At 49.3% G+C, this 25,097-nt stretch carries 22 protein-coding genes and 1 riboswitch; of the genes, 15 read left to right on the top strand and 7 right to left on the bottom strand.

The window, feature by feature from the left end; genetic code table 11:
* Positions 1-169: 169 nt before the first annotated feature.
* The 5 genes from ABTW62_RS00470 (at position 170) to ABTW62_RS00490 (ending at position 6,771) form a co-directional block, all read left to right on the top strand.
* The gene (locus tag ABTW62_RS00470; RefSeq protein WP_430902604.1) at positions 170-2,335 is read left to right on the top strand and encodes an LPS-assembly protein LptD; all 2,166 of its coding nucleotides are present in this window, start codon (positions 170-172) and stop codon (positions 2,333-2,335) included.
* Between the two features lie 178 nt (positions 2,336-2,513).
* Positions 2,514-3,836 (top strand): peptidylprolyl isomerase, encoded by a 1,323-nt coding sequence (locus ABTW62_RS00475; protein WP_430902605.1) that lies wholly within the window; start codon positions 2,514-2,516, stop codon positions 3,834-3,836.
* A 90-nt stretch (positions 3,837-3,926) separates the two neighbouring features.
* Positions 3,927-4,940 (top strand): 4-hydroxythreonine-4-phosphate dehydrogenase PdxA, encoded by a 1,014-nt coding sequence (gene pdxA, locus ABTW62_RS00480; RefSeq protein ID WP_430902606.1) that lies wholly within the window; start codon positions 3,927-3,929, stop codon positions 4,938-4,940.
* A 307-nt stretch (positions 4,941-5,247) separates the two neighbouring features.
* A complete protein-coding gene (gene rsmA, locus ABTW62_RS00485) occupies positions 5,248-6,051 on the top strand; it encodes a 16S rRNA (adenine(1518)-N(6)/adenine(1519)-N(6))-dimethyltransferase RsmA (protein ID WP_430902638.1) in 804 nt (267 codons plus the stop codon).
* 60 nt (positions 6,052-6,111) lie between these two features.
* A complete protein-coding gene (locus ABTW62_RS00490; RefSeq protein ID WP_430902607.1) occupies positions 6,112-6,771 on the top strand; it encodes an arginine N-succinyltransferase in 660 nt (219 codons plus the stop codon).
* Between the two features lie 74 nt (positions 6,772-6,845).
* Here the strand turns inward: ABTW62_RS00490 and ABTW62_RS00495 are convergent, their stop codons facing one another.
* The gene (locus ABTW62_RS00495; protein ID WP_430902608.1) at positions 6,846-7,337 is read right to left on the bottom strand and encodes an SRPBCC family protein; all 492 of its coding nucleotides are present in this window, start codon (positions 7,335-7,337) and stop codon (positions 6,846-6,848) included.
* A gap of 223 nt (positions 7,338-7,560) precedes the next feature.
* Here ABTW62_RS00495 and ABTW62_RS00500 point away from each other — a divergent pair, with 223 nt between their 5' ends.
* Positions 7,561-8,373, top strand: a complete 813-nt coding sequence (locus tag ABTW62_RS00500; protein WP_430902609.1) for a zinc-dependent peptidase — start codon at positions 7,561-7,563, stop codon at positions 8,371-8,373.
* Here ABTW62_RS00500 and ABTW62_RS00505 read toward each other — a convergent pair.
* Positions 8,353-8,460 carry an ArsB/NhaD family transporter gene (locus ABTW62_RS00505; RefSeq protein WP_430902639.1) on the bottom strand — a complete coding sequence of 36 codons (108 nt, stop codon included), beginning with the start codon at positions 8,458-8,460 and terminating at the stop codon, positions 8,353-8,355. The genes ABTW62_RS00500 and ABTW62_RS00505 overlap by 21 nt on opposite strands.
* Positions 8,412-8,573 carry a hypothetical protein gene (locus tag ABTW62_RS00510; protein WP_430902610.1) on the bottom strand — a complete coding sequence of 54 codons (162 nt, stop codon included), beginning with the start codon at positions 8,571-8,573 and terminating at the stop codon, positions 8,412-8,414. Before ABTW62_RS00510 ends, ABTW62_RS00505 begins: the two co-directional genes overlap by 49 nt.
* 152 nt (positions 8,574-8,725) lie before the next feature.
* On the opposite strand from ABTW62_RS00510, the gene ABTW62_RS00515 reads away from it, so the two are divergent.
* The 8 genes from ABTW62_RS00515 (at position 8,726) to ABTW62_RS00550 (ending at position 17,806) form a co-directional block, all read left to right on the top strand.
* Positions 8,726-9,271, top strand: a complete 546-nt coding sequence (locus ABTW62_RS00515; RefSeq protein WP_430902611.1) for an NYN domain-containing protein — start codon at positions 8,726-8,728, stop codon at positions 9,269-9,271.
* Entirely contained in the window at positions 9,268-9,963 is a 696-nt protein-coding gene (locus ABTW62_RS00520) for a hypothetical protein (RefSeq protein ID WP_430902612.1), read from the top strand. The genes ABTW62_RS00515 and ABTW62_RS00520 overlap by 4 nt, the downstream gene beginning before the upstream one ends.
* A gap of 274 nt (positions 9,964-10,237) precedes the next feature.
* Positions 10,238-11,287, top strand: a complete 1,050-nt coding sequence (locus tag ABTW62_RS00525) for a HesA/MoeB/ThiF family protein (protein WP_430902613.1) — start codon at positions 10,238-10,240, stop codon at positions 11,285-11,287.
* Positions 11,287-13,851, top strand: coding sequence for a tetratricopeptide repeat protein (locus ABTW62_RS00530; RefSeq protein ID WP_430902614.1), 2,565 nt, complete (start codon positions 11,287-11,289; stop codon positions 13,849-13,851). The genes ABTW62_RS00525 and ABTW62_RS00530 overlap by 1 nt, the downstream gene beginning before the upstream one ends.
* Before the next feature lie 10 nt (positions 13,852-13,861).
* Positions 13,862-15,250 (top strand): hypothetical protein, encoded by a 1,389-nt coding sequence (locus ABTW62_RS00535; RefSeq protein WP_430902615.1) that lies wholly within the window; start codon positions 13,862-13,864, stop codon positions 15,248-15,250.
* A gap of 242 nt (positions 15,251-15,492) precedes the next feature.
* A complete protein-coding gene (locus ABTW62_RS00540; protein WP_090415647.1) occupies positions 15,493-15,696 on the top strand; it encodes a hypothetical protein in 204 nt (67 codons plus the stop codon).
* On the top strand, positions 15,693-16,091 hold the full coding sequence (locus ABTW62_RS00545) for a type II toxin-antitoxin system VapC family toxin (RefSeq protein ID WP_430902616.1): 399 nt from the start codon (positions 15,693-15,695) through the stop codon (positions 16,089-16,091). Before ABTW62_RS00540 ends, ABTW62_RS00545 begins: the two co-directional genes overlap by 4 nt.
* A 35-nt stretch (positions 16,092-16,126) precedes the next feature.
* A complete protein-coding gene (locus tag ABTW62_RS00550) occupies positions 16,127-17,806 on the top strand; it encodes an NUDIX hydrolase (RefSeq protein ID WP_430902617.1) in 1,680 nt (559 codons plus the stop codon).
* A 417-nt stretch (positions 17,807-18,223) separates the two neighbouring features.
* Here ABTW62_RS00550 and dcd read toward each other — a convergent pair whose 3' ends face one another.
* Both dcd and apbC read right to left on the bottom strand, forming a co-directional pair.
* On the bottom strand, positions 18,224-18,790 hold the full coding sequence (gene dcd, locus ABTW62_RS00555) for a dCTP deaminase (protein WP_430902618.1): 567 nt from the start codon (positions 18,788-18,790) through the stop codon (positions 18,224-18,226).
* A 9-nt stretch (positions 18,791-18,799) separates the two neighbouring features.
* Positions 18,800-19,888, bottom strand: coding sequence for an iron-sulfur cluster carrier protein ApbC (gene apbC, locus ABTW62_RS00560; RefSeq protein ID WP_430902619.1), 1,089 nt, complete (start codon positions 19,886-19,888; stop codon positions 18,800-18,802).
* Between the two features lie 110 nt (positions 19,889-19,998).
* Here apbC and metG point away from each other — a divergent pair, with 110 nt between their 5' ends.
* Positions 19,999-22,107 carry a methionine--tRNA ligase gene (gene metG / locus ABTW62_RS00565; protein WP_430902620.1) on the top strand — a complete coding sequence of 703 codons (2,109 nt, stop codon included), beginning with the start codon at positions 19,999-20,001 and terminating at the stop codon, positions 22,105-22,107.
* A gap of 43 nt (positions 22,108-22,150) precedes the next feature.
* Here metG and ABTW62_RS00570 read toward each other — a convergent pair whose 3' ends face one another.
* Entirely contained in the window at positions 22,151-22,285 is a 135-nt protein-coding gene (locus tag ABTW62_RS00570; protein WP_430902621.1) for a hypothetical protein, read from the bottom strand.
* 257 nt (positions 22,286-22,542) lie between these two features.
* The gene (btuB, locus tag ABTW62_RS00575; protein ID WP_430902622.1) at positions 22,543-24,384 is read right to left on the bottom strand and encodes a TonB-dependent vitamin B12 receptor; all 1,842 of its coding nucleotides are present in this window, start codon (positions 24,382-24,384) and stop codon (positions 22,543-22,545) included.
* Between the two features lie 298 nt (positions 24,385-24,682).
* Positions 24,683-24,903, bottom strand: a riboswitch (cobalamin riboswitch).
* Positions 24,904-25,097 lie beyond the last annotated feature (194 nt).

The raw sequence follows: 25,097 nt of genomic DNA on the forward strand, positions 1-25,097 counted from the left end.
GATAATGGCGTCTTGGCAAAACAAGCAGGAGATATTTTTCCTAACAAATAAGCAGCCAGATTGCAAAAACTAGAATATTACCCGATTATCCATCCCGATGAGATCCGGGTATGGTCGCCGATCACAACAATCATTACTCATAAAAAATCCGCTGGAAATTTTGTCTTAAATGCAGACGCCGACACTTTGTATACTGTTTCATGTCTTGTTGTTAATGCTGCCGGTTGGCGCAATGGGTGCAGACCCATTGTTTCAAACCGATGACAATCATCCAATATATATCGACGCAGATCAAATTGATGGCTACTACCAGCAAGAAATCGAAGCGACTGGCAATGTGCGCGTGCGTCGTGGTGACCACGTGCTGACGGCTGACCGTATCAAATATTATCAGGACACGGAAGATATGGAAGTCGAAGGTAATATTATGCTGGAACGCGTCGATGATATTCTGCATGGCAGCTATTTGCAGTTGAATCTGCAGACCGAAATAGGGGAATTGACTGACCCGCGCTATTTCATTAAAGACGGCAGCGGGCGGGGCAGTGGCAATTTATTGCTGCTGGAAGGAGAGGACCATTACCGATTGAAAAAGGGAAATTATACGACCTGCCCGGTCGATAATGATGACTGGTATATTCTAGCGGACGATTTGAGAATAGATAACGAAAAGCAGGTCGGCACCGCCCGCAGGGTTACGGTTCGCTTCAAAGATGTGCCGATTCTCTACGTGCCGTGGATGAATTTCTCCCTTACCGGACAGCGGAAAACCGGTTTGCTGGCACCTGTCATCGGAAATACTGCGCGCAGCGGGGCGGAAGTTTCGATCCCGTTTTACTGGAATATCGCACCCAATTACGATGCCACCATTGCGCCCCGCTATATGAGCAAACGTGGACTCATGTTTAACAATGAATTCCGTTATCTTAAACCTACGCTGGGAGGCGAGCTATTCTTCGATCTTTTGCCAGACGATACGGTGACGAATAGCACGCGCTATGCCTTAGCACTCAATCATACCCACTGGTTGGGAAGCGGATGGTTTGGTGCGCTGCATTACAACCGGGTTTCGGATGACAATTATTTCCGCGATTTGAGTAACAATATTGCCTTTACTTCACAGACCAACTTGTTGCAACAAGCGACAGCATCTTATTACAGCGGACTGGGCCGTGACGGCTCGCTCATGTTCAATGCCTTGCTGCAGCAGTTCCAGACTATCCAGGATCCGAGAGCAAGAATCATATCTCCTTACAAACGCTTGCCGCAATTCACGCTGAATGCAATCAAACGCAACGTTTATGGTCTGGATTTCGATTTTGCCGGCAGCTGGACAAATTTTTCTCATCCTAGCTTGCAGCATGGTTTGCGTCTGGCGCTCTATCCCAGTATAAGCATGCCGTTACAGACCTCTTATGGCTATATCAAGCCACGTGTTGCATTGCATCATACCCGTTACAACCTGAATCGTCCTACTGCCATGGGAGAAAAGCATCCGAGCCGGACACTGCCGATACTCAGCCTGGACAGTGGGCTGGTGTTTGAACGTGACACGACCATGTGGAAAGAAAATTTTGTGCAAACCATTGAGCCACGGCTGTTCTATGTGTTCACGCCTTACAAGGATCAAAACTTTTTGCCGAATTTTGATTCTGCAGAAATGGATTTCAGTTTCGCTCAGATTTTTACAGAAAGACGTTTCAGTGGGGAAGACCGGATCAACGATTCCAATGAAATTACCTTGGCCCTGACTTCTCGTATGATCCAGTCTGCCACGGGTAACGAACGATTGCGTTTTTCAGTCGGGCAGAAGGTCCGGTTTAGGGAGCGGAGACTGGTGCTCGGTGATCAGGCAACCAGTACGAAATCGGACTTCATTGCCGAGCTCTCGGGCAGTCTCTCGCCCCATATCACGACTGATGCCGGGATACAACTCAACCAGAACAATTTTCTGACAGAGAAGGTGCGCACAGGGGTCAGCTACCATCCCGCTCCCGGGAAAGTCGTCAATGCAGGCTATCGCTATACGCGCGACGTATTTGAGCAAGTGGATATTTCCACTCAGTGGCCATTCAGGAAAAACTGGCAGGGAATGGCCAGCGTCAACTATTCCTTAAAGGATGACCGATTACTGGCCGGATTGCTGGGTCTGGAATATAACGCCTGCTGTTGGTCATTACGCCTGGTGGCCAATCGATTCGCAACGGCTGAACAAAAGACCTCCACCGCTGTCTTTGTACAACTGGAACTGAACGGATTGATGAAAATTGGCACAAATCCCATACGGGTCTTGCAACAAGGCATACCCGGTTATACGCGCACGAGTCTGCAATAAGCTGCCATATTGCAGGTCACTGTTATCTGCGATATACACGGAGGAGGTTGCCATTAAAGCGGTATTTCCCGGTTCAGCCGAGATGTCAGGATGAAACAATGATTTCTCATCGTTGCCGATTGTACTGCACTGCCGATTTTACACACACCGCCATAGCCAACCGAGGTATTTAGGAATTATGATGAAAATTAGCTCGCTTATTATCATCGGATTGCTTGCTGCAAGCATGGTGACCGATATTGCTGCACAGAATACCGATTCCTATGATCATCAGATCAGACCCATCGATCATATCGTCGCGGTGGTGAACGAGGAAGTCATTACCCAGCAAGAAATCAATGAGGTGCTCCAGAATACCATGCGTCAATTACAAAGACAGGGCACGCAGCTGCCAGGCATGGAAGTGCTGGAGAATCAGTTACTGGAACGCATGATACTCAAACGGATACAGCTGCAAAGAGCCAAAGAGCTGGGGTTGTCTGTCAGTGATGGGGATCTGGATCAGACGATACGCAAGATCGCAGAAGATAACAATCTCTCCATGGAGGGATTCCGTCAGGCACTTGCCCAGGAAGGCACCGATTTGAGAACCTTTCGAGAAGATATTCGGGAAGAAATTTTGATGGTCCGGCTGAAAGAACAGGAAGTCAATAGCCGAGTCAATGTTACCGAGAGCGAAATTGATAATTTTTTGCATACGCAACAAACGTCGTCTATCGGTAATGAGGAATATCGCCTTGCCCATATATTGGTGCAGGTTTCCGAGCAGATGGATGAAAGTCAAATTGAGGCGCGGCGAGAGCGCGCCGAGACTGCACTGGAGAATCTGCTGCAGGGCAAGAGCTTTGCTCAGGTGTCAGCCGAGTTTTCCGATGCCCCTAACGCAATGGAAGGCGGAGAGCTTGATTGGCGTCCTATTGGGCAAATGGGACCGCTGTTTGGCGAGTTGCTGGTTAGCATGGAACCTGGTGACGTGACGCCTGTCGTGCGCAGCCCGGTTGGGTTTCATATTTTGAGGCTGCTGGAACGGCGGCAGCAGGAAATGCCTGTGGTGATCATAGATCAAACACATGCCCAGCATATCCTGATCAAGATCAGCGAGCTGATGTCGGAAGATGATGCCTATCGTCAAATCATGCAGATCAAGGAGCGTATCGATAATGGCGCAGACTTCTCGGAAGTGGCAAAGTCTCACTCGGAGGACGCCAGTGCCACTTCGGGCGGCGATCTGGGATGGATTTCACCGGGTGATACCGTGCCCGATTTCGAGCAGGCCATGCACAGATTGCTGCCCGGCCAGATCAGCGGGCCCGTGAGGACTCCCTTTGGCTGGCATTTGATTAAGGTCATCGAGCATCGATCGCAAGATATCAGCGAACAGCAGCATCGCGAAGCCGCCCGCCGGGCGATACATGGGCGTAAGGCCGAGGCGGTAATTCAGGAATGGCTGCAGCAACTCAAAGACCAGGCTTATATCGAGTACAAGATTGAAGACAGCTGAAGCCGGCGGCTCAGATGCTTGCGTCGTTTGGCTGGTGAGACAGGTTGCTGACCGGTCACTTTCTCTTGTTTGTTTTGACTGGATTTGATTTTGACTGATACTTTTATTCCAAGACTGCTACTGACTGCCGGCGAACCTGCCGGGATCGGTCCCGATTTGTGTGTCCAGGTAGCGCAACAAGCTTGGCCTTGCCAATTGATCGTGATAGCAGACCGCAATTTACTGGACCAGCGGGCACATATGCTGAAACTGCCTTTGCAGTTGGAGGAATGCAATTTGGCCAAACCGCCCGTCTTGCATCAGACGGCTAGGCTGCATGTCATGCATGTTCCCGTTAACAGCCCGGTCGATACGGGCAAGCTTGATCCGGCCAACGCTACGTATGTCCTTGATACCCTCAGACATGCGGTCGAAGCATGCAGCACGCATAGGGCCGATGCCATGGTGACAGGGCCGGTGCATAAAGGCATCATCAGTGCTGCAGGCATAAAATTCTCTGGCCATACCGAATATCTTTCAGCATTGACCCAAAGCCAGGCAGTCATGATGCTGGCAGGTGGCGGCATGCGTGTCACGCTCGCCACCACGCACTTGCCGCTGAAAGATGTGTCAGCCGCTATTACGCCCGAGTGTCTGGAGCAGAAGCTGCGCATCATTCACCATGATCTTGTTGTGCGCTTTGCCATCAGACATCCCTGCATCGCCGTGGCTGGACTGAACCCGCATGCCGGGGAATCCGGTCATCTCGGGCGTGAGGAAATCGAAACCATCATTCCGGTGCTGGAGAAATTGCGCGCCGAAGGCATGAATTTGCTTGGTCCCTTGCCGGCGGACACTATGTTCAATCCTTCCCAGCTCGAAAGATATGATTGTGTTTTCGTCATGTACCATGACCAGGGACTGCCAGTCCTCAAGCATGCCAGCTTTGGCAGCGGGGTGAATATCAGTTTGGGACTGCCGATCATCCGCACCTCGGTTGATCATGGCACTGCCCTGGATCTGGCGGGCACGGGCCGTGCCGACCCCGGCAGCATGCGTGCCGCCATTCAGATGGCGCTGACCCTAGTCAAGGCCGCACCAGCGCATTCAGTGAACAGAGGTTAGTTGGATGTGCGAAGCAGCTTGGTCGGACAGATACACAACTACCCGCTTTGCTCTCTGCGCTAAAAATGACCAGGGACTGCCCGGATATGAGATATGCGCTACCAATTCAGTCAAGACATTATAAGTCTTTGAACTATCGTTATTTTCAGCCGGGTGCATGAAATGCACGCTGTACATATTCAGCGCCCGCAACCATTATGCATCGGGTGCGTGCACGCCGTATCAACCTGACGCAGGATTGTCCTGGGCTTTATGCATCCTGTAGAAATCATAAAGTGGCATTAACCATTATTGGAACTATTTCATGATGCGGCATACTCCCCGCAAACGTTTCGGTCAGAATTTTCTAATCGACTCTTATATCATTGCTGAAATCATTCGCGTCATCCAACCGCACAGCCAGGACCGGCTGGTTGAAATCGGGCCAGGGCTGGGGGCGCTTACCAGCCCGTTGATGGATATGCTTGATACGCTGCAAGTCATTGAAATAGACAGGGATATCGTCGATCATTTAAAATCTGCTTATGCCGGCAAGAATCTGCTCATTCACAACTGTGATGCGTTGAAATTCGATTTTGCCGAGCTTGGCAATGACTTGCGTATCGTTGGCAATTTGCCGTACAACATTTCCACGCCGCTATTGTTTCACCTGGCCCGGTTTTACCGGCATATCCGGGATATGCATTTCATGTTGCAGCAGGAAGTCGTCGCGCGCATGGTCGCCGAACCCTCTACACCCGACTATGGCCGTTTATCGTTGATGCTGCAGAACCGCTTCGAAATGGAGCAGCTGATATCCGTACCGCCGGAATCGTTTCGTCCCGCGCCCAAGGTGCAATCTGCGGTGGTGTGGATGCGTCCGCGCGCAGCCCCCATCATTTCAGTAGAATGTGAACGCTTGTTTGCAGATCTGATCGCGACAGCTTTTTCGCAGCGGCGCAAAACGCTGCGTAATACCTTGCGTGGGTATTTGACAACCAGCGATTTTGAGCGATTGGCAATCGACGCCGGTCTCCGGGCCGAAAATTTGACACTCGACCAATTTGCTGCGATAACCGATTATCTGTCGAACCATAAATCGAATGGGCATGATCAGTGTGGTCAGTCCTGACGGACCGATTCGCCCATCGGTGTATGGCTTGACTCAATTATTCATAAAAGCACTTCTCCTATGCACTGGACGCATGTATTGCTGATTGTTTTGCTCACGATTGTCGTGACCGTGGCCGGGACCTACTGGGTGCTGACAACTTATATCTTCGTTTCTTCCTTCAAGCCCGTGGCATTGAATGATAAAGAGGAGAAAACGCTGCAGGCCAAGTTGCATATGCTGGGCTACGATGCGCAATCGCCATCCCGGATCATGAACGACCAAGGCAATGATGAAATCGATGAAAGTGGTTTTCTGAAGCCAGAGCGTTACACCGAACAAGGTGCACGTCGCGAAATCAGTTTTACCGAGCGTGAGATGAACGCGTTGCTGGCAAAAAATACCGAGCTGGCGCAAAAACTGGCGATCGATCTGGCAGAGGATCTGGTCAGCGCAAAATTGCTGATTCCACTGGATGCGGACTTCCCGGTGCTTGGGGGCAAAACGCTGAGATTCAATGCGGGCATTGGTATGGCCTTTCAGAATGATAAACCGGTTATCATTCTCAAGGGCGTCAGTATTATGGGCATCCCGATCCCCAACGCTTGGCTGGGTGGACTCAAGAACATTGACATGGTCAGCGAGTTCGGGGTCGATCCAGGCTTCTGGAAATCCTTCGCGGAAGGCGTGGACGATATTCAAGTGACAGAGGGCAAAATCAATATCAAGCTCAAGGAATAAATCGTTACTGTTGCGAAAGAAATACGCATGGGTGCGAGGACCATGCCATTAGGATAATCATCCGCCTCATGTTCTCAGCTGGAAGATAGGTTTCTCGCTTTGTCGGCCTCTATCAAGTGTTTGATATTCTGAACAGTACGCTCTGCACCGTCTCTGATGGCGACACGTATTAATTCCTCAAAAGGGCGCATTATCACAAATAATTCAAGCAGCTCAAAAGAAAATATCAGTCTGGTTGATTTGCCTGATTCGATATTTTGTAATTCGTAACTACAGCGGAATGGATCCGTTACACCCACTATTGTTAAACGTGTGTCGGGTTCAAATGCGGAGATGATGAATCGGGACTCTGTGCGGTGCCCCAGGTCGATGCGTACCTGCCGTCCTTCTGTACCCAATCCCACCGGACCAGGTGTGATTTGTTCGAGCGCTTTGATCTCTGGTGACCATTTTGGATAATTGCGGAAGAGTTCCTTGCCAATATATCGGAAGAGTTCGTCGGCCGAACATTCGGTTAGAATATGGGCGCTGCCGACGACCGGTTCGGCCGGACCTAGTTTGAACATGCTGTATGGCCCTCCCGTTGATTGGTTGAGAACCAGGTTCAATGTGATTGTGGATGGTTAATTTTTCTCTGGAAAGATTGTCCAATCCACCAGGATGAATACTGCCGGGCAACTGAAGAGTGGGCGTGCTGGAAGACAGCAATGGTTGTACGTCAAATAAATGACTGGCCACCCCCGATCAATAATAATCTCTTTTTCACAGCAAGCAAGCCTTGAATCTTCTATGATCTTTCCCCTTAAAAACTGGCGACGGCGCTATATTCTCAAGCGTGAATCGATTCCCGATGCAGTCTGGCAGGATGTATTGGCAAGATTGTATTTTCTGCGCGGGCTGGGTGTGGAGGAGATCACGCAGCTGAGACAGTTGGCTGTATTGTTTTTGCATGATAAGAAAATCACCGGCGCACAGGATTTCATCATTACGGAAGAAATGCGGGTCATGATTGCCGTGCAGGCCTGTCTGCTGATTTTGAAACTCGATCTTGATTATTACGACAACTGGGTGGAAGTGATTCTCTATCCTGGACAATTCATTCTCAACCATGAGTATGCCGACGAGAATGGTATTGTTCACCGTATAAACATGGTTGCTTCAGGTGAATCCTGGCTTGCCGGACCGGTTATTCTGTCATGGGAGGATGTGAGAAACGTGCACAACACACGAGGCTACAATGTTGTCATACACGAATTCGCGCATAAGCTGGATATGCTCACGGGTGCCGCCAACGGTTTTCCTGTCTTGCACGGATCGATGAATCGGCATGCCTGGACAGCGATTTTTAGCCAAGCTTACGAAGATTTTTGTGAGCGGGTCGAGCGGGGTCGCGAGAAAGTGGTCGACCCCTACGCGGCCGAAAGCCCGGCAGAATTTTTTGCGGTTTTGAGCGAAGCCTTTTTTGTCAGGCCGCAGCAGCTCAAGCGCTATCTTCCAGCGGTATACCAGCAGCTGGCCGCGTTCTACCGCCAGGATCCGGCAATGCGCTGGGTCACATCAACCAGCATGGAGGGACTGGCGTCAAGCGAGACTCAGGCGTAGCGCCAGTGCAGCCAGCGTTGCGGCGAGCACCGGAATGGTCAGTACAAGGCCTGTCTTGAAATAATAACCCCAGCTGCTGCTTTCCAGCCTAATCCAGCCATTAACCTACCTAAATTTTCCAGCAGCTTTCCACCAGAAAGCTGTTGATGAATGTCTGCAAGAAATTGATTTAATTGAAATATTATTTTGACCCTTAACAATCCGATTCGTTAATATTTATAACAAAAGGATCTGGACACATACCGTAATTGCCTGCTGGTTTCCAGTTACATCAAAGGCTCCTTCTTGGATAATTTTCACAACTTGAAGGTGATCTTCAAGGAAAAAAATCTCAACACAAAAAGGAGGCAACATGAATGAGCTCAGAAAAATCCTTGTCGTCGATGGCAAGAACGCAGAGCACGCGGCTCGCAACGCAGGCTTGGTGCGCTTTCCGTTGGAGGGCTTCATGAAATTGATGATGGCGGAAGGCGGCGCCGATGTTATCGAGACTTTGTACACGATACAGAAGCGTGTACCGGAAGACGACAGCGCGGAAGCGGTGGCGACGGTCTCTGAACAAATCGACCGCAAATGCTATGCACTGGAAATGCTGGGCGCCAAGACCATAGTGTGTCCATCCAAGCGCATGGCCAATAGTGGTTTCAAGCAGTCCGACGATCAACTGTTGCAAATCAAGACGCTATCCATTTGCATGCGTCTGAAACCCGATTTCCTGACTTTAGTCAGCGGCGATGATGATCACGCGCCGTTGGTGTGGGAACTCCGTGAACATGGTATCCGTACAGAAGTCGTCGCAGCTGACGACATGCTGGGCAGCCAGCTCAGACGAGCCTGTTACTCCAGGATTGACCTCAATCAAGTATTTCATAAACTGCAACAGGAGGATTTAGCATGAGCGGCTTGAGCAAAGACGAACTGGGATTTGTGCGCGCGCGCGGTTATGGTCGTACCAGTCGCGCGGAATTGGATAGTCTTCTCAACGTTGAACCCGGTGAGCAGGTCTACGTGTCCACGGTCGAAAATGGTGTCAGAACCTCGAAGCCGCTGGATCGAAACGGCGAGGTCAAAACCAAAGGCGGCGACACATTTAGTGTTGGTCCCAGAGTAACCAAAGCGGCATTTTTGGAAAGATTTCTGGGGCAACGCCAGTCCACACAGCCAGCAAAGCCAGTTCGGCAACATCACGGAAGTTCAAAAACCCAGCAACGTCTGCAGCAGGAAGTCGCCGGGCTTAAACGTGCGGGCTATGGCTGGGCGGAACCTGCGCAACAAACCGAATGGGGCTGGATGGTACGACTCAAAGGCGTAACCTTGCCAAACGGCATACGTACCGATGCGATGGTGTTGGTGCCGGACAACTACCCGCTGGTGTCGCCGATCGGCTTCTATGTCAAACAAGGCGCGGCGAAGGCGAACCTTGATACCTCGCACTTGTTCGAGCAACGCGCCTACCACGGCGCCGCCAACCTGTCCGAACACGGCTGGCAATGGTTCTGCGGTATCGCTGAAGGCTGGAAACCCGGCAAACACACCTTGGTGTCCTACATCAACATCGTGTTCATGCTGTTCAACGACAAACGGAGGTAAGTCATGCAAACGCGGCAATTGGTTTTCACGGATGGACGTTGGCAACATATTCGACAAACCTTGTTTTCCAGGCCCAATTGCGAAGGATTCGCCTTTGCCTTGGCGCGCCCCTGCAAACGCAACAACGGTTTGGCTTACGTCGTGGAACAGGTATTGGAACTCAACGAAAGCGATTACGAGCATCGTAGCGCGGGCGGCATTACCAACCAGCCTGGCGTTTTCCAATCGGATCAACCAAATTGCCGCCAATGCCGCCGACCTTGGCTTGGTACCGGTGCATCTACATTCGCATCCGCAAGGTGTCGAAAATTTCAGCGCCTACGATGACCAACACGAAGGCTTATTGCACCAATGGCTGCAAAACCAAGGGCAACCGTTATTCATCAGCCTGGTGCAAGCGCTAGATGCGCAGCCCAAGGCGCGCTTATGGCTGAATGGCCATATTCACCCGTTACCCCTACGCTTGGGTTTGCAAATGGTCATGCCGGAATCCACGCCTGCCTTGCCGGCGCTAAGCCGCCAAGATGCGTTTGGCTCCGGCTTGAGAAATGCCGCCCAGCATCTGCAAATCGGCATCGTCGGTGTCGGCGGCATCGGCATGCTGGCCGCCGAACAGTTGGCCCGTGCCGGATTTTGCCACTTCGTGCTGATCGATCACGACCGCATCGAACCAAGCAATCTCAACCGCCTGCCCGGCTGCACGACACAGGACCTGGGGCGATTCAAAGTCAAGGTGGCGAAATCCCAAATCCAGCGCATTTGCCGTTCAGTGGGCACTCAACCCAAGGTTCATGCTTTCGTGCATGATATCTATACTGCTCCGAACCCAGTAAAAAACGTTTTGCGCCAATGCGACGTCATTCTGGCGCTGACCGACAACGAACTTTCGCGCATCACATGCCTGGACTTGGCATTCGATGGCGGCGCCGAATTCTTGATGGCGGGCGTCGATATTCGCCTGAATCAAGACGGCCACATTCAAGGCTTGTTTGCCGAAGTCAGCGGCGCGGAAGCCGGGCGCTATTGTCCTTTGTGTACCGGTCGGCTGGACTCCGGCCAGGCATCATTGGATGCGCGTCGATACGTCGGCGGCGAAGTCTGGGACAAGGCGCAAAGCGACGGCTATATTAAAGGTATTCCCGATCCATCGGTGATGTCGTTGAATGCGATGGCGGCGGGCGCATTGGTGCTGGAAATTCAGCGGCGGGTGGCCGGTTTGGGGGTCAGGGATTTGTGGCAGATGGATTATCAACATGGCACAGTATTAAGTTACGAAAATATTGAGCGCGTCATTGAAGATGACTGCAGCGTATGCCGAGCATAATGCTCGCGAGCAAAGCAGTTAATAAGGGTACAGACATGGCGGAAGACCAAAAAACGGCTTTAAACTTCAACGAAATCAAACATCTTTTACCACCGGATTATTCGGCTATGGAAACTTCAGAATTGGAAAAACTGGCTGGGCAAGGCGACTTGGAAGCCATGCGTAAACTCGTTGAGAAGCTGTCTCCGCAATCGCCAAGCTTTTTGATTTCAGATTCGGACATGCCAACTCCAAATCTCGAAGAAGCCTTCGGCTGGGTTTTGAAACTCAACGAAAAGGGGGATCACCAAGGCAGACACTGGTTGGCTGATTGTTACTTCTCCGGCCAGTACGTTGATAAAGCCGATTCGAAAGAAGCGATTGGTTTACTCCAGAAAAACGCCGAGGAAGGCGATTATCTGGCTTATGTGCGCTTAGCCTATTATTACGCTCACGGTAAAGGTATTGAGCAAAACTTCCGTAAGGCTATTGAGTGGCTCGAAAAAATGACTGCGTATGAAGATGCTAATCTTGGCTTAGGGCCACATCAATATTTCAGAGATAAACAAGTTGTAAATCCACCCTGGCAGTTTTGTCATGAATTTACATACTGTTACGAAGAACCGCGATACAAATTGGCGGGATTGTATATTCAAGGCGGTTTTGGTATGGAACAGAATTATGGTAAAGCCGTTGAATGGCTAGAAAAAGCAATTAATTGGCCTAATATTCCTTTTGATGAGAAATGCCGCGCGCAATTTACACTAGCTAAATGTTATCTGAGCGGTGGCCCAGGCTTGGAAAAAAACTACGCCAAAGCCATAGAATGGTTCAAAGAAATTCCGGAACCTGCTAAGCAACTACTATACGACGGTAGATGGGGCGATGGATATCTTGTTTCGGAAGATGAAAACTGTCGCCGCCAGGCGCAACGCCAATTAGGCATTTACCATGCCTTGGGCAAAGGCGTCGAACAGGATTTTGCGGAAGCCAAAAAATATTTTGAGAAGGCAGCAAGAACCTCTTCGGTCAATATTAGCGATATTCCGCCGATGGTCGATCCGCGCGCGGAAGCCGAGCTTGGGATTTGTCATTACCGATTAGGAGAAATCGACAAAGCGAAAGAATGTTTCGAGCGTTCAGCCAACAAGAACGATATGCTTGGCAATTTATGGCTCGCCTATTTGAAACACCTCGAGAACGAAGAGTTGCGCGATAAATACGTACCAATGTTATTTAGAAAAATTGGCGATATTTTTTACCAACCTAGTGAGGTAGAGGAACGAAGTATCGATATAGATAAGATTGAATGGGAAATCGACAAAAAGCTTAGCGATATTGCTGTTTGTTTAGAGACGCGAGTTCGCAAGGAAGAAAATCTTAATCTGGATATGCTGAGTGTTTCCGACGAGGTGCTTAATTTTTTAATAAACCTAAAAAACATAATGTCAAGTCATCCTTCCAAGATCATATTGGCGCTTTACTATCAAGGTAACAATAATGAGGATTATTTAAAGTATTTAAAACGAGCCTCCGATCATAGGGATGTCATAGCTAATTATTACTTAGGAAGGCACTATAAATATTCTGATCATGATGAGGCAGAAAAGTTTTTGCAAAGAGTCGCATCTGATTCATTACCCCATGTAAGAAACAATTACCCTTTAGATGAACGGAAAGAATTAAGGTATTTGGCAAAAGGGGATTTGAAGGATATTGCGCATCAGAAAGAAATTAAAGCAAAAAATTTGGAATTAGAGAACATGATGTCCATGTTTGCCCACAAATTCCGCAGTCCTTTGGATGCGATCATCTACAATACCACGCACGAAAACCAACCGAAATTGTATGCCCAAGCCGCTCAAACCATGCGCGGCTTGCTGGATGTTTTCAGCATTATTTCCACCGATGAAACCGTGCTTAAAAACCGGCTAATGCAGGACATGCAGGGCGATAGCGGCTTATTGCCGGTTTTCGACAATACGCTGAACATGATCATGATGCATTCGCTTTCGGTTTTCGGCGCCGAAAAAATTCAGCAGCATTATATGAGTTACGCCAAATCGCATGGTTTGTGCGGCTCCGATATCAGCCGCAAAATCTGGAATGAAGAACACTATGAACTGGAACGGCAACTACAAACCGATTGGGAACAAGGCTATGCCGATTTGTTGAACCAGTCTGCGACGCTCGAACAGCGATTGTCTTGGATCGAGGAACGTTTTTTCAAGTTGGAATTGCACGGATTCGAACGCACCGATATACAATTCAAAGCATACGGCATCACCGAATCGTTCTTGATCATCTTGCTGAACGAGATTTTGGTCAATGCGTTCAAGTATTACTCGTCGGCCGATCGGCAACCGGTGCGATTGGAATGGACCGAGCGGGACGTTCATCACTGGTTGATTTGCCGCAATCCCAGCATTCGAAACGAACGTTCCAGGCTAAAAGGTAGCGGTAAAGGCCATGTTTTTTTGTCGGCATTGGCCAGAAAGACCGGCAGCCAGTTTAGCAAACCCAAACCGCTGGATGATTTTGTGTTGGAATTCGGTATACCCAACGAACTTTTAAAAACCGATTGAGGAATAAGGCGTGAGCCATTTTTTATGGGTGGAGGATTTTGAAAACTCGCCCAAAGCAACCGCAAGCAATGTGTTAGGAAGCGTATTCAACGATAGCTTATTCGATGAAGACAGACGGGCGCTGAAACAAAACTTGAAAACCCAGGGCGTCTTCATTGAATTGACGCTTCAGGATGGCCTGGAATTTATTACCCCGGATCTGGACAAAAAAGTCGATTACATCATTCTAGACATCGATTTGCCTGCTTTTGATGAAGTAATTAACGATGAGCTTTTGCAGTTGTTAGAGACCTTCGAAAATTATCAAAAGCATGAGGACGAAACGGATGATGAAGAGGCTTTGCAAACCGTATGCAGCGAATTGAAAAAAATTGCGGGTTTTTATCTTTACACGAAACTGGTCGTTGAACTGGGTTTCCCTAAGCGGCATATTTTATTTTGCTCCAATCACGCCAATCAGACCAAATCGATTCTGGAAGCATTCAAGACCGCCAAAATCGCCCTGCCGAAGATCTACGAAAAGGCCGATCCTTTCGTGCAGGACTGGACCAAAGATCGTTATCAAAATCCATATTCAAGATTGCGGCGCGGCATTATAGAAGCTTGCCGAGAACTAAAAGAAAAATTGAACAATCCTGATTTTATTTATTTCAATAATTACATTCCAAAACAAGAGTCTACTCAAACTGACGATATTATTAGCTACTTTGAAATATTAGAAAATTTTCTGCCTTTGCGTGAGCCTGATCCAAAAGATAAGAAATCCTTGTATAAACTTTTTATCAGAACTTTATCCCATGAGTGGGAAGCTGCAAAAAATATTCGACATGACAAAAATAAGCCGGATGCGGTATTAGCTTGGGTAATGAGAAACACCAGACACTGGATTACACATAACTCTAACTTATTTAGCGATGTGGATGAACAATTGATCGCTTATTTGTTTATTTTAAATATACGAGTTATGTTCAATTGGAATAACTTTGAAGTTTTAAAGCACGAAGAGATTTTATTCAGTATTTTTGATTTTAATAGAAAGGATTTAGAGACGAATGAGTTTTTAAAAAATCTACCTATTAGTACTACATATCTTGATTTAAAGAATCTTATAAAAAAAGCAAACCAATGTTCTTATCAGACTATCAATATAGAAGACTCTTTTTATTTCAACGAAATGGCTAATAATATTCAATTGAGTAAATCAATTTATAGAAATGACAAAGAACTGTTTGTCAAATTGCTCTATCAGATGTTTTGGTTGCTAACCTGCAATCCCTTCGTTGATAAAAAAAATAATTATTCTTTGGAAATTAAATTCTGGAATTTCAAATATTCAGATAAGCCCTATATGCTCGAATTGGCTAGACGAATTTATCACCGAAGTTTCCCGAAGGTATAGTTTGTGATCACTTTATAACTCGAATCTCTGACCATCTTATTCAACAAGAACAATAACCAGTCGAACAAGACTGGATCGGCACTATCGACGAATTGATCGCTGAATCGATGCACTGTCACTTGGAAGCGCATTGTGAAACGATGACCGAACAATTCATTCGCGAGGATGTTGCCTGGGGCTTGCATGGCCTGTATTGATTAAGCCGGTATTGTTAAGAATCCAAATTTTTAGAGAGATCGTTAATGAACAGAATCGAAATCGAACAAGCGGTGTTGAACGAAATCCACACGTTGCCACTGGATAAAGTCGAAGCGACATTAAAATTTGTCCGCTCATTAAAAGTAACGCCGATCAAAAAGCGTCCATTGGGGTTATTGAAAGATAAGGTGGCGTTTGAGTTAGGTGAGGACTTTTCAATGACGGACGATGAATTTTTGCAATCATGAAACGCTATTTGCTGGATACCCACAGCCTGCTCTGGTCGATATGGCAGCCCGAGAAGTTGGGCGCGCAAGCGCTGGCTGTATTGGAAAACACCAATAACCCGGTATTTGTCAGCAGTATCAGTTTGTGGGAAATTTCGTTGAAGTATTCGCTGGGTAAATTGAATCTGGGCTGTAAACCCAGTGATTTATTGCCAATTATGGATGAGATGGGATTTGAAAGAATGATTTTGTCATTCGAAGAGGCTGCACTGTTTTATCAGCTGCCCAGAATTGCGCATAAAGATCCATTTGACAGGATGTTAATTTGGCAAGCGATATCGAATGATCTGGTTTTGATTTCTAAAGATGGTCATTTCGGTCAATACAATCAATTTGGCTTGCAAGTGATTTGGTAGGCGGCTAAAACACGTGCAGCCAACCCAATAAATCCATGACCGCCCCTTTAATCCAAAGCCTAATCTCCTTACTCCCCCGTTTCGCCGAAGAGGAAGGTGATTATTATGCCGTTAGCCGAGATACGCTAATTGCCGGGCTATCCGAAGCGAAAGGTGTATCACCGGAGGTTGCCGGAAACACGGTAAATCTTTGTGAAGCTTTGCTGGATAGTTTGGCCACGCTCAAGCCACAAGACTTGCAACGCGGCGAATGGTGTTTCGTTTCTTTTCCCGCCCAATTGATGGCTTTGTCCGTGCTATCGGCCATCAGCGATCCCGATTCTCGTTATTTTGAGGCGGATTTTTGGAATACGAGAGATGTTTGTGACGATAAAAAAGAGCGACAAAGGGAAGTTTTGAAAATCATCGAAAACAGGCGGCACGATCATCATCTCAAGCAGTCGGCGGGGCCGGTCCGTTTCATTTACGTGGCATGGTGCGTGATCAAGATTGAAGGAAAAATTCTTTTCTATCACCGCGAGGATAAGACCCGGCATGAAAAGAAATCGGGAAACTACGGTTTACCTGGCGGCCGTGTTAACCAACAAGACCTCATTGATTTTGATAGCGATATGCAAGACAAATTACGCCTATTGCAATCGACTGATCATGCATCGATTAAACCGGCCTTGAATGCAACGCTTAAACGGGAATTGATGGAAGAAATTGGACTGGAATACGAACAGCATTATTTCTTCTATCCTTGGCGGACTTTAAAGACGTATCGGCAAGTGCAAGGTGCTGGTCCGAACCATGCCTTGACTGAATATCACCTGAATATTTTTGCAATCAAGTTGACCTTGGAAGGCTATTGCTTTTTGCAGCAAGAGATTGCGGATAACGAGAAGCTGATTTGGTTTACGCTCGACGAGGTGGCGCAAGGACAAACATCGGACGGAAAAATTGCTTATATCGAGGCTCTGTTCAAGGATTTTGGCGATGACAGAACGAGCCTAAAGCAAGCTTTGGAAAACTTGGATGACAGTTTCGAGGCGAATTATCCCAATTGTCAACAGAATTACCGGATTGTGCTGCCTCGAGATGAAGAAGGACAGCGGATTGATGCGGGCGTACCGGGCAAGGAGGCGGCTATTGATTTGCCATTGAATAAACAGCAAGTGTCGCTGTTGTTAGGTATGGCAGCACATTTGCGTGGATTTGATTTTTTGAAAAAGGCTCCCTCTATCGTAGTACACCCCTACGGTTGGATCGAGGTGGAAGAGAATTGCGACCTACAAATCGAGCTTATCATACTGGCTGAGACCTGCAAGGACTCGAAGGACGTCGTGGTCGAAAACCAAAAGAATCGTTGGTTCAGGTTATCGATTTCACCGGAACGCGTGTTTTTCGACGATGCGTATTTTCGTTGTTCTTACTATCAAAAAGATTTGCAAAGCCGTCAAAATAAGGTGTGCGTAACAGCCATTCGTAGGCAATTCATCACCCGCTTGGGAACGGTGGCAGAGGATAAGAAAGAAGCGGAAATTTCCACAAGCATCATTAAATCCTTGGATAAGTTGATGAAAGGCGAACAGAATGGCAGTCTTGCCATTTCAGTTCGAGATAGTTACAGAAAATCTCCGCTGCATGACGGTTTATCGAGTCTTGGAATGCGAGGGTTGTTAAGACAGGATGCCGGTGCAGTAAGAATTTTCTGCGAGATTATGGAGAATTGAAACGGACAGGTTCGCGAAATCCGACCATTAAGTCCGATTATTTCTTTACAAGATAAAGCACAAAGCGTTGCACTGGATTCTAAATCTCCGTCTGCTTTGGGGCAGCATCAGTCGAAGGTAATTCGGATGGGTGACTGGCTGCTTTCAGGTATCGGAATTCAATGACAGCTTTCTGGCGATGAATCTGCAGACGGTTGCCAGGCGACCCTCGGCGCACTGCCAATTACGTTGGCGCAAATCATCGTCACCTTGACTGCGCCGGTCATGTGCGTGGCATCTATGGAAATACCGCTGAGGTTCCTGGTAGCGCTGGAGATATGCCAGCAGCCTGCCGGGAAATGCGGGTTCACATGTGTTCGGGGAGCAGGCGGCATGGTGCAAAAAGCTGGGCGGCTTCATCAGGGACAGGCAGATAGGCTATATCTTGGGTAATGTAACACCTTGTTGAAATTGATATTTTCCATTCCGGTCCCTGTATGAGATTTCGCACACTTCATCGGATTCAAAGAAAATCACTTGCGCTACCCCTTCATTGGCGTAAATTTTGGCGGGCAGAGGCGTCGTATTCGAGAATTCCAGTGTGACAAAGCCTTCCCATTCCGGTTCGAACGGCGTGACATTGACGATGATACCGCAGCGCGCATAGGTGGATTTACCAAGACAGATCGTCAAAATATTGCGTGGAATACGGAAATATTCAACGGTTCGCGCCAAGGCAAAGGAATTGGGCGGAATAATGCAAATATCGCTTTTGACATCGACAAACGAGTTGGAATCGAAACGTTTCGGATCGACGATCGTCGAATTCAGGTTGGTGAAAAGCTTGAATTCATCCGAGCATCGAATATCATAGCCATAGCTGGAGGTGCCATAGGATACGATGCTGTGGCCATCTTTCTGCTTGATTTGATTGGGCTCGAACGGTTCGATCATGCCATGCTCGCGGGCCATCTTGCGTATCCATCGGTCAGATTTGATTGTCATGGTAGATCCTCAGTCGTCTTCCATGATGATCTGTGTAAAGACCTCTGAGTAATCTTTAGACAGGTCGGAAACCTTGGCGGCTACCCGGCGGGCAATGGTTCGATAGGTGATGGCGATCTGTCCTTCCGGTTCGGCCACCACGCTCGGTGTGCCGGCATCGGTATGTTCACGGATTTTGATATCCAGCGGTAACGTACCGAGTAATTCGACATTATAGTCACGGCACATTTTGTCGCCGCCGCCTGTACCGAAAATTGGCTCGGTATGGCCACACTGGGAGCAGGTGTGCAGACCCATGTTTTCCACAATCCCGAGGATGGGAATACCCACCTTCTCGAACATTTTTAGCCCTTTGCGCGCATCCAGCAGAGCGATGTCCTGCGGGGTCGTCACGATGACCGCACCGGTGACCGGTATTTTCTGCGCCAGTGTCAACTGGATGTCGCCGGTCCCAGGTGGCAGATCGATGACCAAGTAGTCGAGATCATGCCACAGCGTGTCGTTCAACAATTGTTGCAGCGCTTGCGTGACCATCGGGCCGCGCCAGACCATCGGGGTTTCCGCATCGATTAGGAGCCCGATCGACATCATCTGGATGCCATGTGCGCGCATCGGTTCGATGGTCTTGCCATCCGGCGAGTCGGGACGGCCACTCACGCCAAGCATCTGCGGCTGCGATGGGCCATAGATATCCGCATCCAGAATGCCTACTGCCGCACCTTCGGCAGCGAGTGCCAGCGCCAGGTTGACTGCGGTTGCAGATTTGCCAACCCCGCCTTTGCCCGATGCGACTGCAATGATATTTTTGACGCCAGGGACGAGCTTGAGTCCGCGTTGCGCACTATGGGCGATGATCTGGCTTGTTACATTGACAGTGACCGGTCCAATGCCAGGAATTGCTTGCAGGGCTTCGGCCACCTGTTGACGTACATTTTCCAGGACACTTCTGGCGGGATAGCCCAGTTCAATCTCAACCATTACCTGGTCGTGATCGATCCGAACGTCGCGCAGCGCTTTGCTGGTTACATAATCCTTGCCGGTCGTGGGATCGACGATCTGTTCGAGTGTTGTTTCGATTTGTTGTGGCGTGATCGTCAAGATAAACCTCCTTCCATCAAAATCCTTGATGTTAGCAAATATCGTCCCGGTTAGTCGCGCGCAGTTTGCTACAATCCTTGTTTATGGATTTTTGAACAGATTAATAAGCGATGACTACACGCAAAATTCTAGTGACTTCCGCACTGCCTTATGCTAATGGCAGTATCCATCTGGGCCATTTGGTAGAGTATATTCAGACCGATATCTGGGTGCGTTATCAAAAGATGCTGGGACATACCGTCTATTACGTGTGTGCGGATGATACCCATGGCACGCCGATTATGCTGCGCGCCGAGAAGGAAGGCATTTCTCCGGAAGCACTGATTGCACGTGTCCACGAGGAACATCTGCGCGATTTTACCGGTTTTCATATCCATTTCGATCAATACTATAGCACTCATTCGGATGAGACACGTTATTACGCGGAAGATATTTACCGGAAATTGAAGGCGGCGGGGCTGATTTCGGTCCGCGCCATCGAGCAGCTGTTTGATCCACTCAAGAATCTGTTTTTACCGGACCGGTATGTCAAGGGCGAATGCCCGAAATGTGGCGCGGCGGACCAGTATGGCGATTCCTGCGAGGTATGCGGCGCGGCTTATGCGCCAACCGACCTCAAAAATCCTTATTCTGCTGTGTCCGGCGCCACCCCGGTCAAAAAGGCTTCGGAACATTTTTTCTTCAAGCTGTCCGATTATCGTTGCAGTGATTTTTTGCGTCGCTGGACGCGCGAGGGCGGCCATTTGCAACCGGAAGCGGCCAACAAAATGGCAGAATGGCTGGGGGAAGCCGGTGAGAACAAGTTGACGGATTGGGATATTTCTCGCGATGCCCCCTATTTCGGGTTCGAGATCCCCGGGGAAGCCGGGAAATATTTCTACGTGTGGTTGGATGCGCCGATTGGTTACATGGGGAGTTTCAAGAAACTCTGCATGCAGCAAGGTATCGATTTTGAGGCCTATTGGCAACAGGATTCCAGTACAGAGCTCTACCATTTTATCGGTAAGGATATCCTCTATTTCCATGCATTATTCTGGCCAGCCATGCTGGAAAATGCCGGTTACCGCACCCCCACCCAAATTTTCGCACATGGATTTCTGACCGTGAATGGCGAGAAAATGAGTAAATCACGCGGAACCTTCATTACTGCGGAAAGCTATCTGCAGCAGCAGCTGAACCCGGAGTGGCTGCGTTACTACTATGCGGCAAAGCTCAATGGCAGCATGGAGGACATCGATCTTAATCTGGAAGATTTTACCGCGCGTGTCAATGCCGATTTGGTGGGTAAATACATCAATATCGCCAGCCGTTGTGCGGGATTTATCAGCAAGCGCTTTGATGGCATGCTGGTTACGGGCGAAGATTATCAGCTGTTGCTGGAAATTACCGACGCACGCTTTTCATCCTGGCAGCCAGGGGGCATAGAGGCCGCTTATGAGGCCAGGGATTTTTCGGCGGCTGTGCGTCAAATCATGAAACGGGCCGATGAAGTGAACGAGCTCATACACGAACTCGCGCCGTGGGAAATTGCCAAGGACAGCGCGCGTGAACGGGAGCTTCATCGTGCCTGCAGCCTGGGCATCCAGCTGTTCTATTTGCTCTCGTGCTATTTGAAGCCGATTCTGCCGCATACCGCTGTACAAATCGAGCGCTTTCTCAACTGCGAATCACTGCCCTGGCCCAAACAGGAAGCCGGTCAACCTTTCTCCAGTCTGTTACTGCCGGCCGGCCATCGTATCAATGCTTACCAGCATCTCATGGCCCGTATCGATCCCAAGCAAATCGCCGCACTGGTTGCCGCCAATCAGCAAACCATGGCACCAGCACCGGATTCGCATTCACTCACGCGACATGCCCAGGCACAGCAGCGTACAGTGGCGCCGATTGCCGAAACGATATCGATCGAGGATTTCAGCAAGATTGATTTGCGTGTTGCACGTATTCTCGATGCGCAGCAGGTAGCCGGTGCCGATAAGCTGTTGCAGCTTACCTTGGATATAGGCAGCGAGCAGCGCACCGTTTTTGCTGGTATCAAATCCGCCTATGGTCCGGCGCAGCTCAAGGGCAGGCTGACAGTGATGGTGGCCAATCTTGCGCCCCGCAAGATGAAATTCGGCTTGTCGGAGGGCATGGTGCTGGCTGCGGGCGATGGCAAGGGAGAAGGGCCCTATTTGCTGGCCCCGGACAGTGGCGCGCAACCCGGCATGCGGATCAAGTAGTGCTTCGGTATCACTTGATAAAATTTGGCGCATCAATCCAGAATCAAAGTCGTCTGGATTGATGCGCCAGCATGCGGTACGCGATGTCGGATTGATTCAGCCCTTTTTGCCTAGGAGGTTGTCCGAGAATAGCGATCGTAGCGAGGGCTAGGCTGGTTGAGCGGGATTTTTCGATCATTTGAGGCGAATAGTCGTTCTATTCAACGAAAAGGATCGAAAAATCCGGCCAATCAGGCTCGTCCGCAGTAGATCAGTCTATTCTCGGACAGCCTCCTAGTACTCCGTTCCGTCAATTAGCTTACAAATGAAATCGATGGATTCGCCTGCCAGGCTAGGCGCAAACCGCAGTCATAGCCGTAGCTATGGCGAGGATTTGCAACAACGCATGACAGGCGAAGGCGCGATTTCATGTAAGCGTTTTGGCGGAACGGAGTACTAGGGTTGGTAGCGCAAGGTTGCGAAATAATTTCGTCCCGGCTGGTTGAAAAAGGCAGCGGTTTCATAATCCTTGTCGAATAAGTTTTCGATACGCCCTTGTATGCGCCAGTGCTGATTGAAAATGTATTCAGCCCGCAGGTCGACTTTGACATATCCGCTCATTGTGCGCGTATTTTGCAGATCATCATAACGTCGGCCTTCGGCAAGGAACATGGCGCCCACAACATAATCACCGAACTGGCGCGCGGTATCGACCCGGAAGGATTGCCTGCTGCGCCGTGGCAGGATATTTCCCCGGGCCATTCCATTTGAAAGATTGACTGGATCGAGAAAAGTCAGATTCGAGTTGATTTGCCAGCCTTTGATCTGCGTGCTGAGTATGGCTTCCAGTCCTCGAATGCGTGCTTCATCGATATTGGCGGGAGCAAACAGGCTGGCATCGTAGGCAATCAGGTTATCGATCCGGGTTTCATACAGGTTGAGAGACCAGTTGGCCCAGTCAAACCTGCCGATCGCGCTGAGTTCCACGCTGCGCGCATCTTCCGGCTTGAGATCGGGATTGCCAAAGCCGGGAAAGTAGAGCTCGTTGAAAGTTGGCGCCTTGAAGGCATTGCCAAAACTGGCGGCCAACCGCACCTGTTCGGTCAGTGCATAGCCCCAGGTAATACCACCCGTGACGCGGCTGCCAAATTGCTGATTATCATCGTGACGTAATGAAAGTTGCAGTTTGTGTGCGGCAAGTGCAAGCTGATGTTGCGCAAAAACGCCCCAATTATAGCGAGATGTCTCAGTAAAGTCGGATGTGCTGTCGACGGTATCGAACAGATAGTCTGCGCCAATGGTCAAAAGCTGGTTCGAACTCAACGACAAGTCATTCTGCCAGGAAGCGGTATCGCGCTGGGTGTTGAAGCGCGACATGAAGGTTTTTTCCAGAAAATTATCCGAATCTTCCCGGCTACGCCCCGCAACCAGAGTCATTTGCCAGCGATCTGTGGGTGAAAAGCGTGCCGTGCCACCAAAAACCTGCTGCACCAGTTCGCTTCGATTGACGAAAATACCGTCGAATTCATTGTAGCCATCGGAATGGATAAAGCTTGCCTCGATATCCAGCCCGTTCTCGAACCGGTAGCCTGCGCGTGCTGACCCGGAAAGATTGCGATAACCATCCTTGTCCGGTTCGAACGTAAAACAGCCCGCGCCATTGGGGGGAGGGCTGCCGGAGCAGGCATTAAATCCTTCCGTGCTAAATCCGCTGATACCAAGATTGAACCAGCCTTGCTCACCACCACCCGAGAGCGTGGCCGAGCCGCTGATTGTGCCATAACTGCCGCCACCAAAACTGAAGGTAGGCCTGAGGCCTTTTTTGCCTTTGCGGGTGAAGATATGAATCACGCCGCCAACGGCTTCCGGTCCGTATAAACTGGAACGTGGCCCGCGTATAATTTCGATGCGTTCGATCAATTCGACCGGAATATTCTGAATTTCCGTTGTGCCGGAAGTGGCTGAACCCATTCTGACGCCGTCGATGAGTATCAAGACGTGATCGGATTCGGTGCCACGCAAGAACAGGCTGGTGTTTTTGCCCGGCCCGCCGTTATTGGCAATACTAATGCCAGCTATGCCGTGCAACAGATCCTGCATGGAGCGGGCCTGCTGGCGTTCAATCTCCTGGCGTGTGATGACGGTCGATGAAATAAGTGTTTCATCGACCGTCTGGGGCGTTCGCGTCGCGGTAACGATGATCGGTTTTTCAGTATGATTGCTGTCTTCGGCCAGTGTCATCACAGGATGACCCAGCCATAGTAAACCTGAGAGTACAGGTAGAGTATGACGTTTCAAGATATTTTCCTCCGCGCACACCCGCGCGATGCTAATGAGTGGATGGAGGTGCTGCAGAGGAGGAGAAACCCGGGCGAGCGCCCTGGCTGTCAATCAAGCCAAGTACTCCGTTCCGCCAAACCGCTTACATGAAATCGCGCCTTCGCCTGTCATGCGTTGTTGCAAATCCTCGCCATAGCTACGGCTATGACTGCGGTTTGCGCCTAGCCTGGCAGGCTAATCCATCGATTTCATTTGTAAGCTAATTGACGGAACGGAGTGCAAGCCAGTTTGTATGCCGCCTACCGCCCTCCGCAGTACCGTAAGATTGCTTCAGGCCGGTCTCCGGACTCATGAGCGGGCTAAATTCCTTGAATACGCGCCTTCCCATGTCTGTACACAGTGGCGTTTGCGAATTCTTGACTCATTTACCGTTGCGGGGGCAGTGCTGGCATTGCGGGATAAATATCTTCGCGCACCAGCTTCCCGTTTAAACCTTCGGACTGGCGTCCTGGGGTCACCTAAAACAAGGGCTGCGAAGTTATCGCAATATGCCGGTTAAGTCAATAACCATTGCCGTTGATGGATTTGCCAGGCAGCTTGCTCGAATGACTGCGTAGCGCAAGTCTCCATACTGGCATGTTTTATGCCGCCATGGCATGAACGGGCTGCATGGCCGGCCGGCTATGTTTTGGTTGATGCATACCTGATATGTTTAAATAGAAAGGAGACTT

Source organism: Nitrosomonas sp. ANs5 (genome assembly GCF_050584665.1).
Lineage (GTDB): Bacteria > Pseudomonadota > Gammaproteobacteria > Burkholderiales > Nitrosomonadaceae > Nitrosomonas.

Coding starts and splice junctions, on each gene's coding strand:
- ABTW62_RS00470 (WP_430902604.1), top strand. CDS start 170: ATGCAGACGCCGACACTTTGTATACTGTTTCATGTCTTGTTGTTAATG.
- ABTW62_RS00475 (WP_430902605.1), top strand. CDS start 2,514: ATGATGAAAATTAGCTCGCTTATTATCATCGGATTGCTTGCTGCAAGC.
- rsmA (WP_430902638.1), top strand. CDS start 5,248: ATGCGGCATACTCCCCGCAAACGTTTCGGTCAGAATTTTCTAATCGAC.
- ABTW62_RS00490 (WP_430902607.1), top strand. CDS start 6,112: ATGCACTGGACGCATGTATTGCTGATTGTTTTGCTCACGATTGTCGTG.
- ABTW62_RS00495 (WP_430902608.1), bottom strand. CDS start 7,337: ATGTTCAAACTAGGTCCGGCCGAACCGGTCGTCGGCAGCGCCCATATT.
- ABTW62_RS00500 (WP_430902609.1), top strand. CDS start 7,561: ATGATCTTTCCCCTTAAAAACTGGCGACGGCGCTATATTCTCAAGCGT.
- ABTW62_RS00515 (WP_430902611.1), top strand. CDS start 8,726: ATGAATGAGCTCAGAAAAATCCTTGTCGTCGATGGCAAGAACGCAGAG.
- ABTW62_RS00520 (WP_430902612.1), top strand. CDS start 9,268: ATGAGCGGCTTGAGCAAAGACGAACTGGGATTTGTGCGCGCGCGCGGT.
- ABTW62_RS00530 (WP_430902614.1), top strand. CDS start 11,287: ATGCTCGCGAGCAAAGCAGTTAATAAGGGTACAGACATGGCGGAAGAC.
- ABTW62_RS00540 (WP_090415647.1), top strand. CDS start 15,493: ATGAACAGAATCGAAATCGAACAAGCGGTGTTGAACGAAATCCACACG.
- ABTW62_RS00545 (WP_430902616.1), top strand. CDS start 15,693: ATGAAACGCTATTTGCTGGATACCCACAGCCTGCTCTGGTCGATATGG.
- ABTW62_RS00550 (WP_430902617.1), top strand. CDS start 16,127: ATGACCGCCCCTTTAATCCAAAGCCTAATCTCCTTACTCCCCCGTTTC.
- dcd (WP_430902618.1), bottom strand. CDS start 18,790: ATGACAATCAAATCTGACCGATGGATACGCAAGATGGCCCGCGAGCAT.
- metG (WP_430902620.1), top strand. CDS start 19,999: ATGACTACACGCAAAATTCTAGTGACTTCCGCACTGCCTTATGCTAAT.
- ABTW62_RS00570 (WP_430902621.1), bottom strand. CDS start 22,285: ATGATCGAAAAATCCCGCTCAACCAGCCTAGCCCTCGCTACGATCGCT.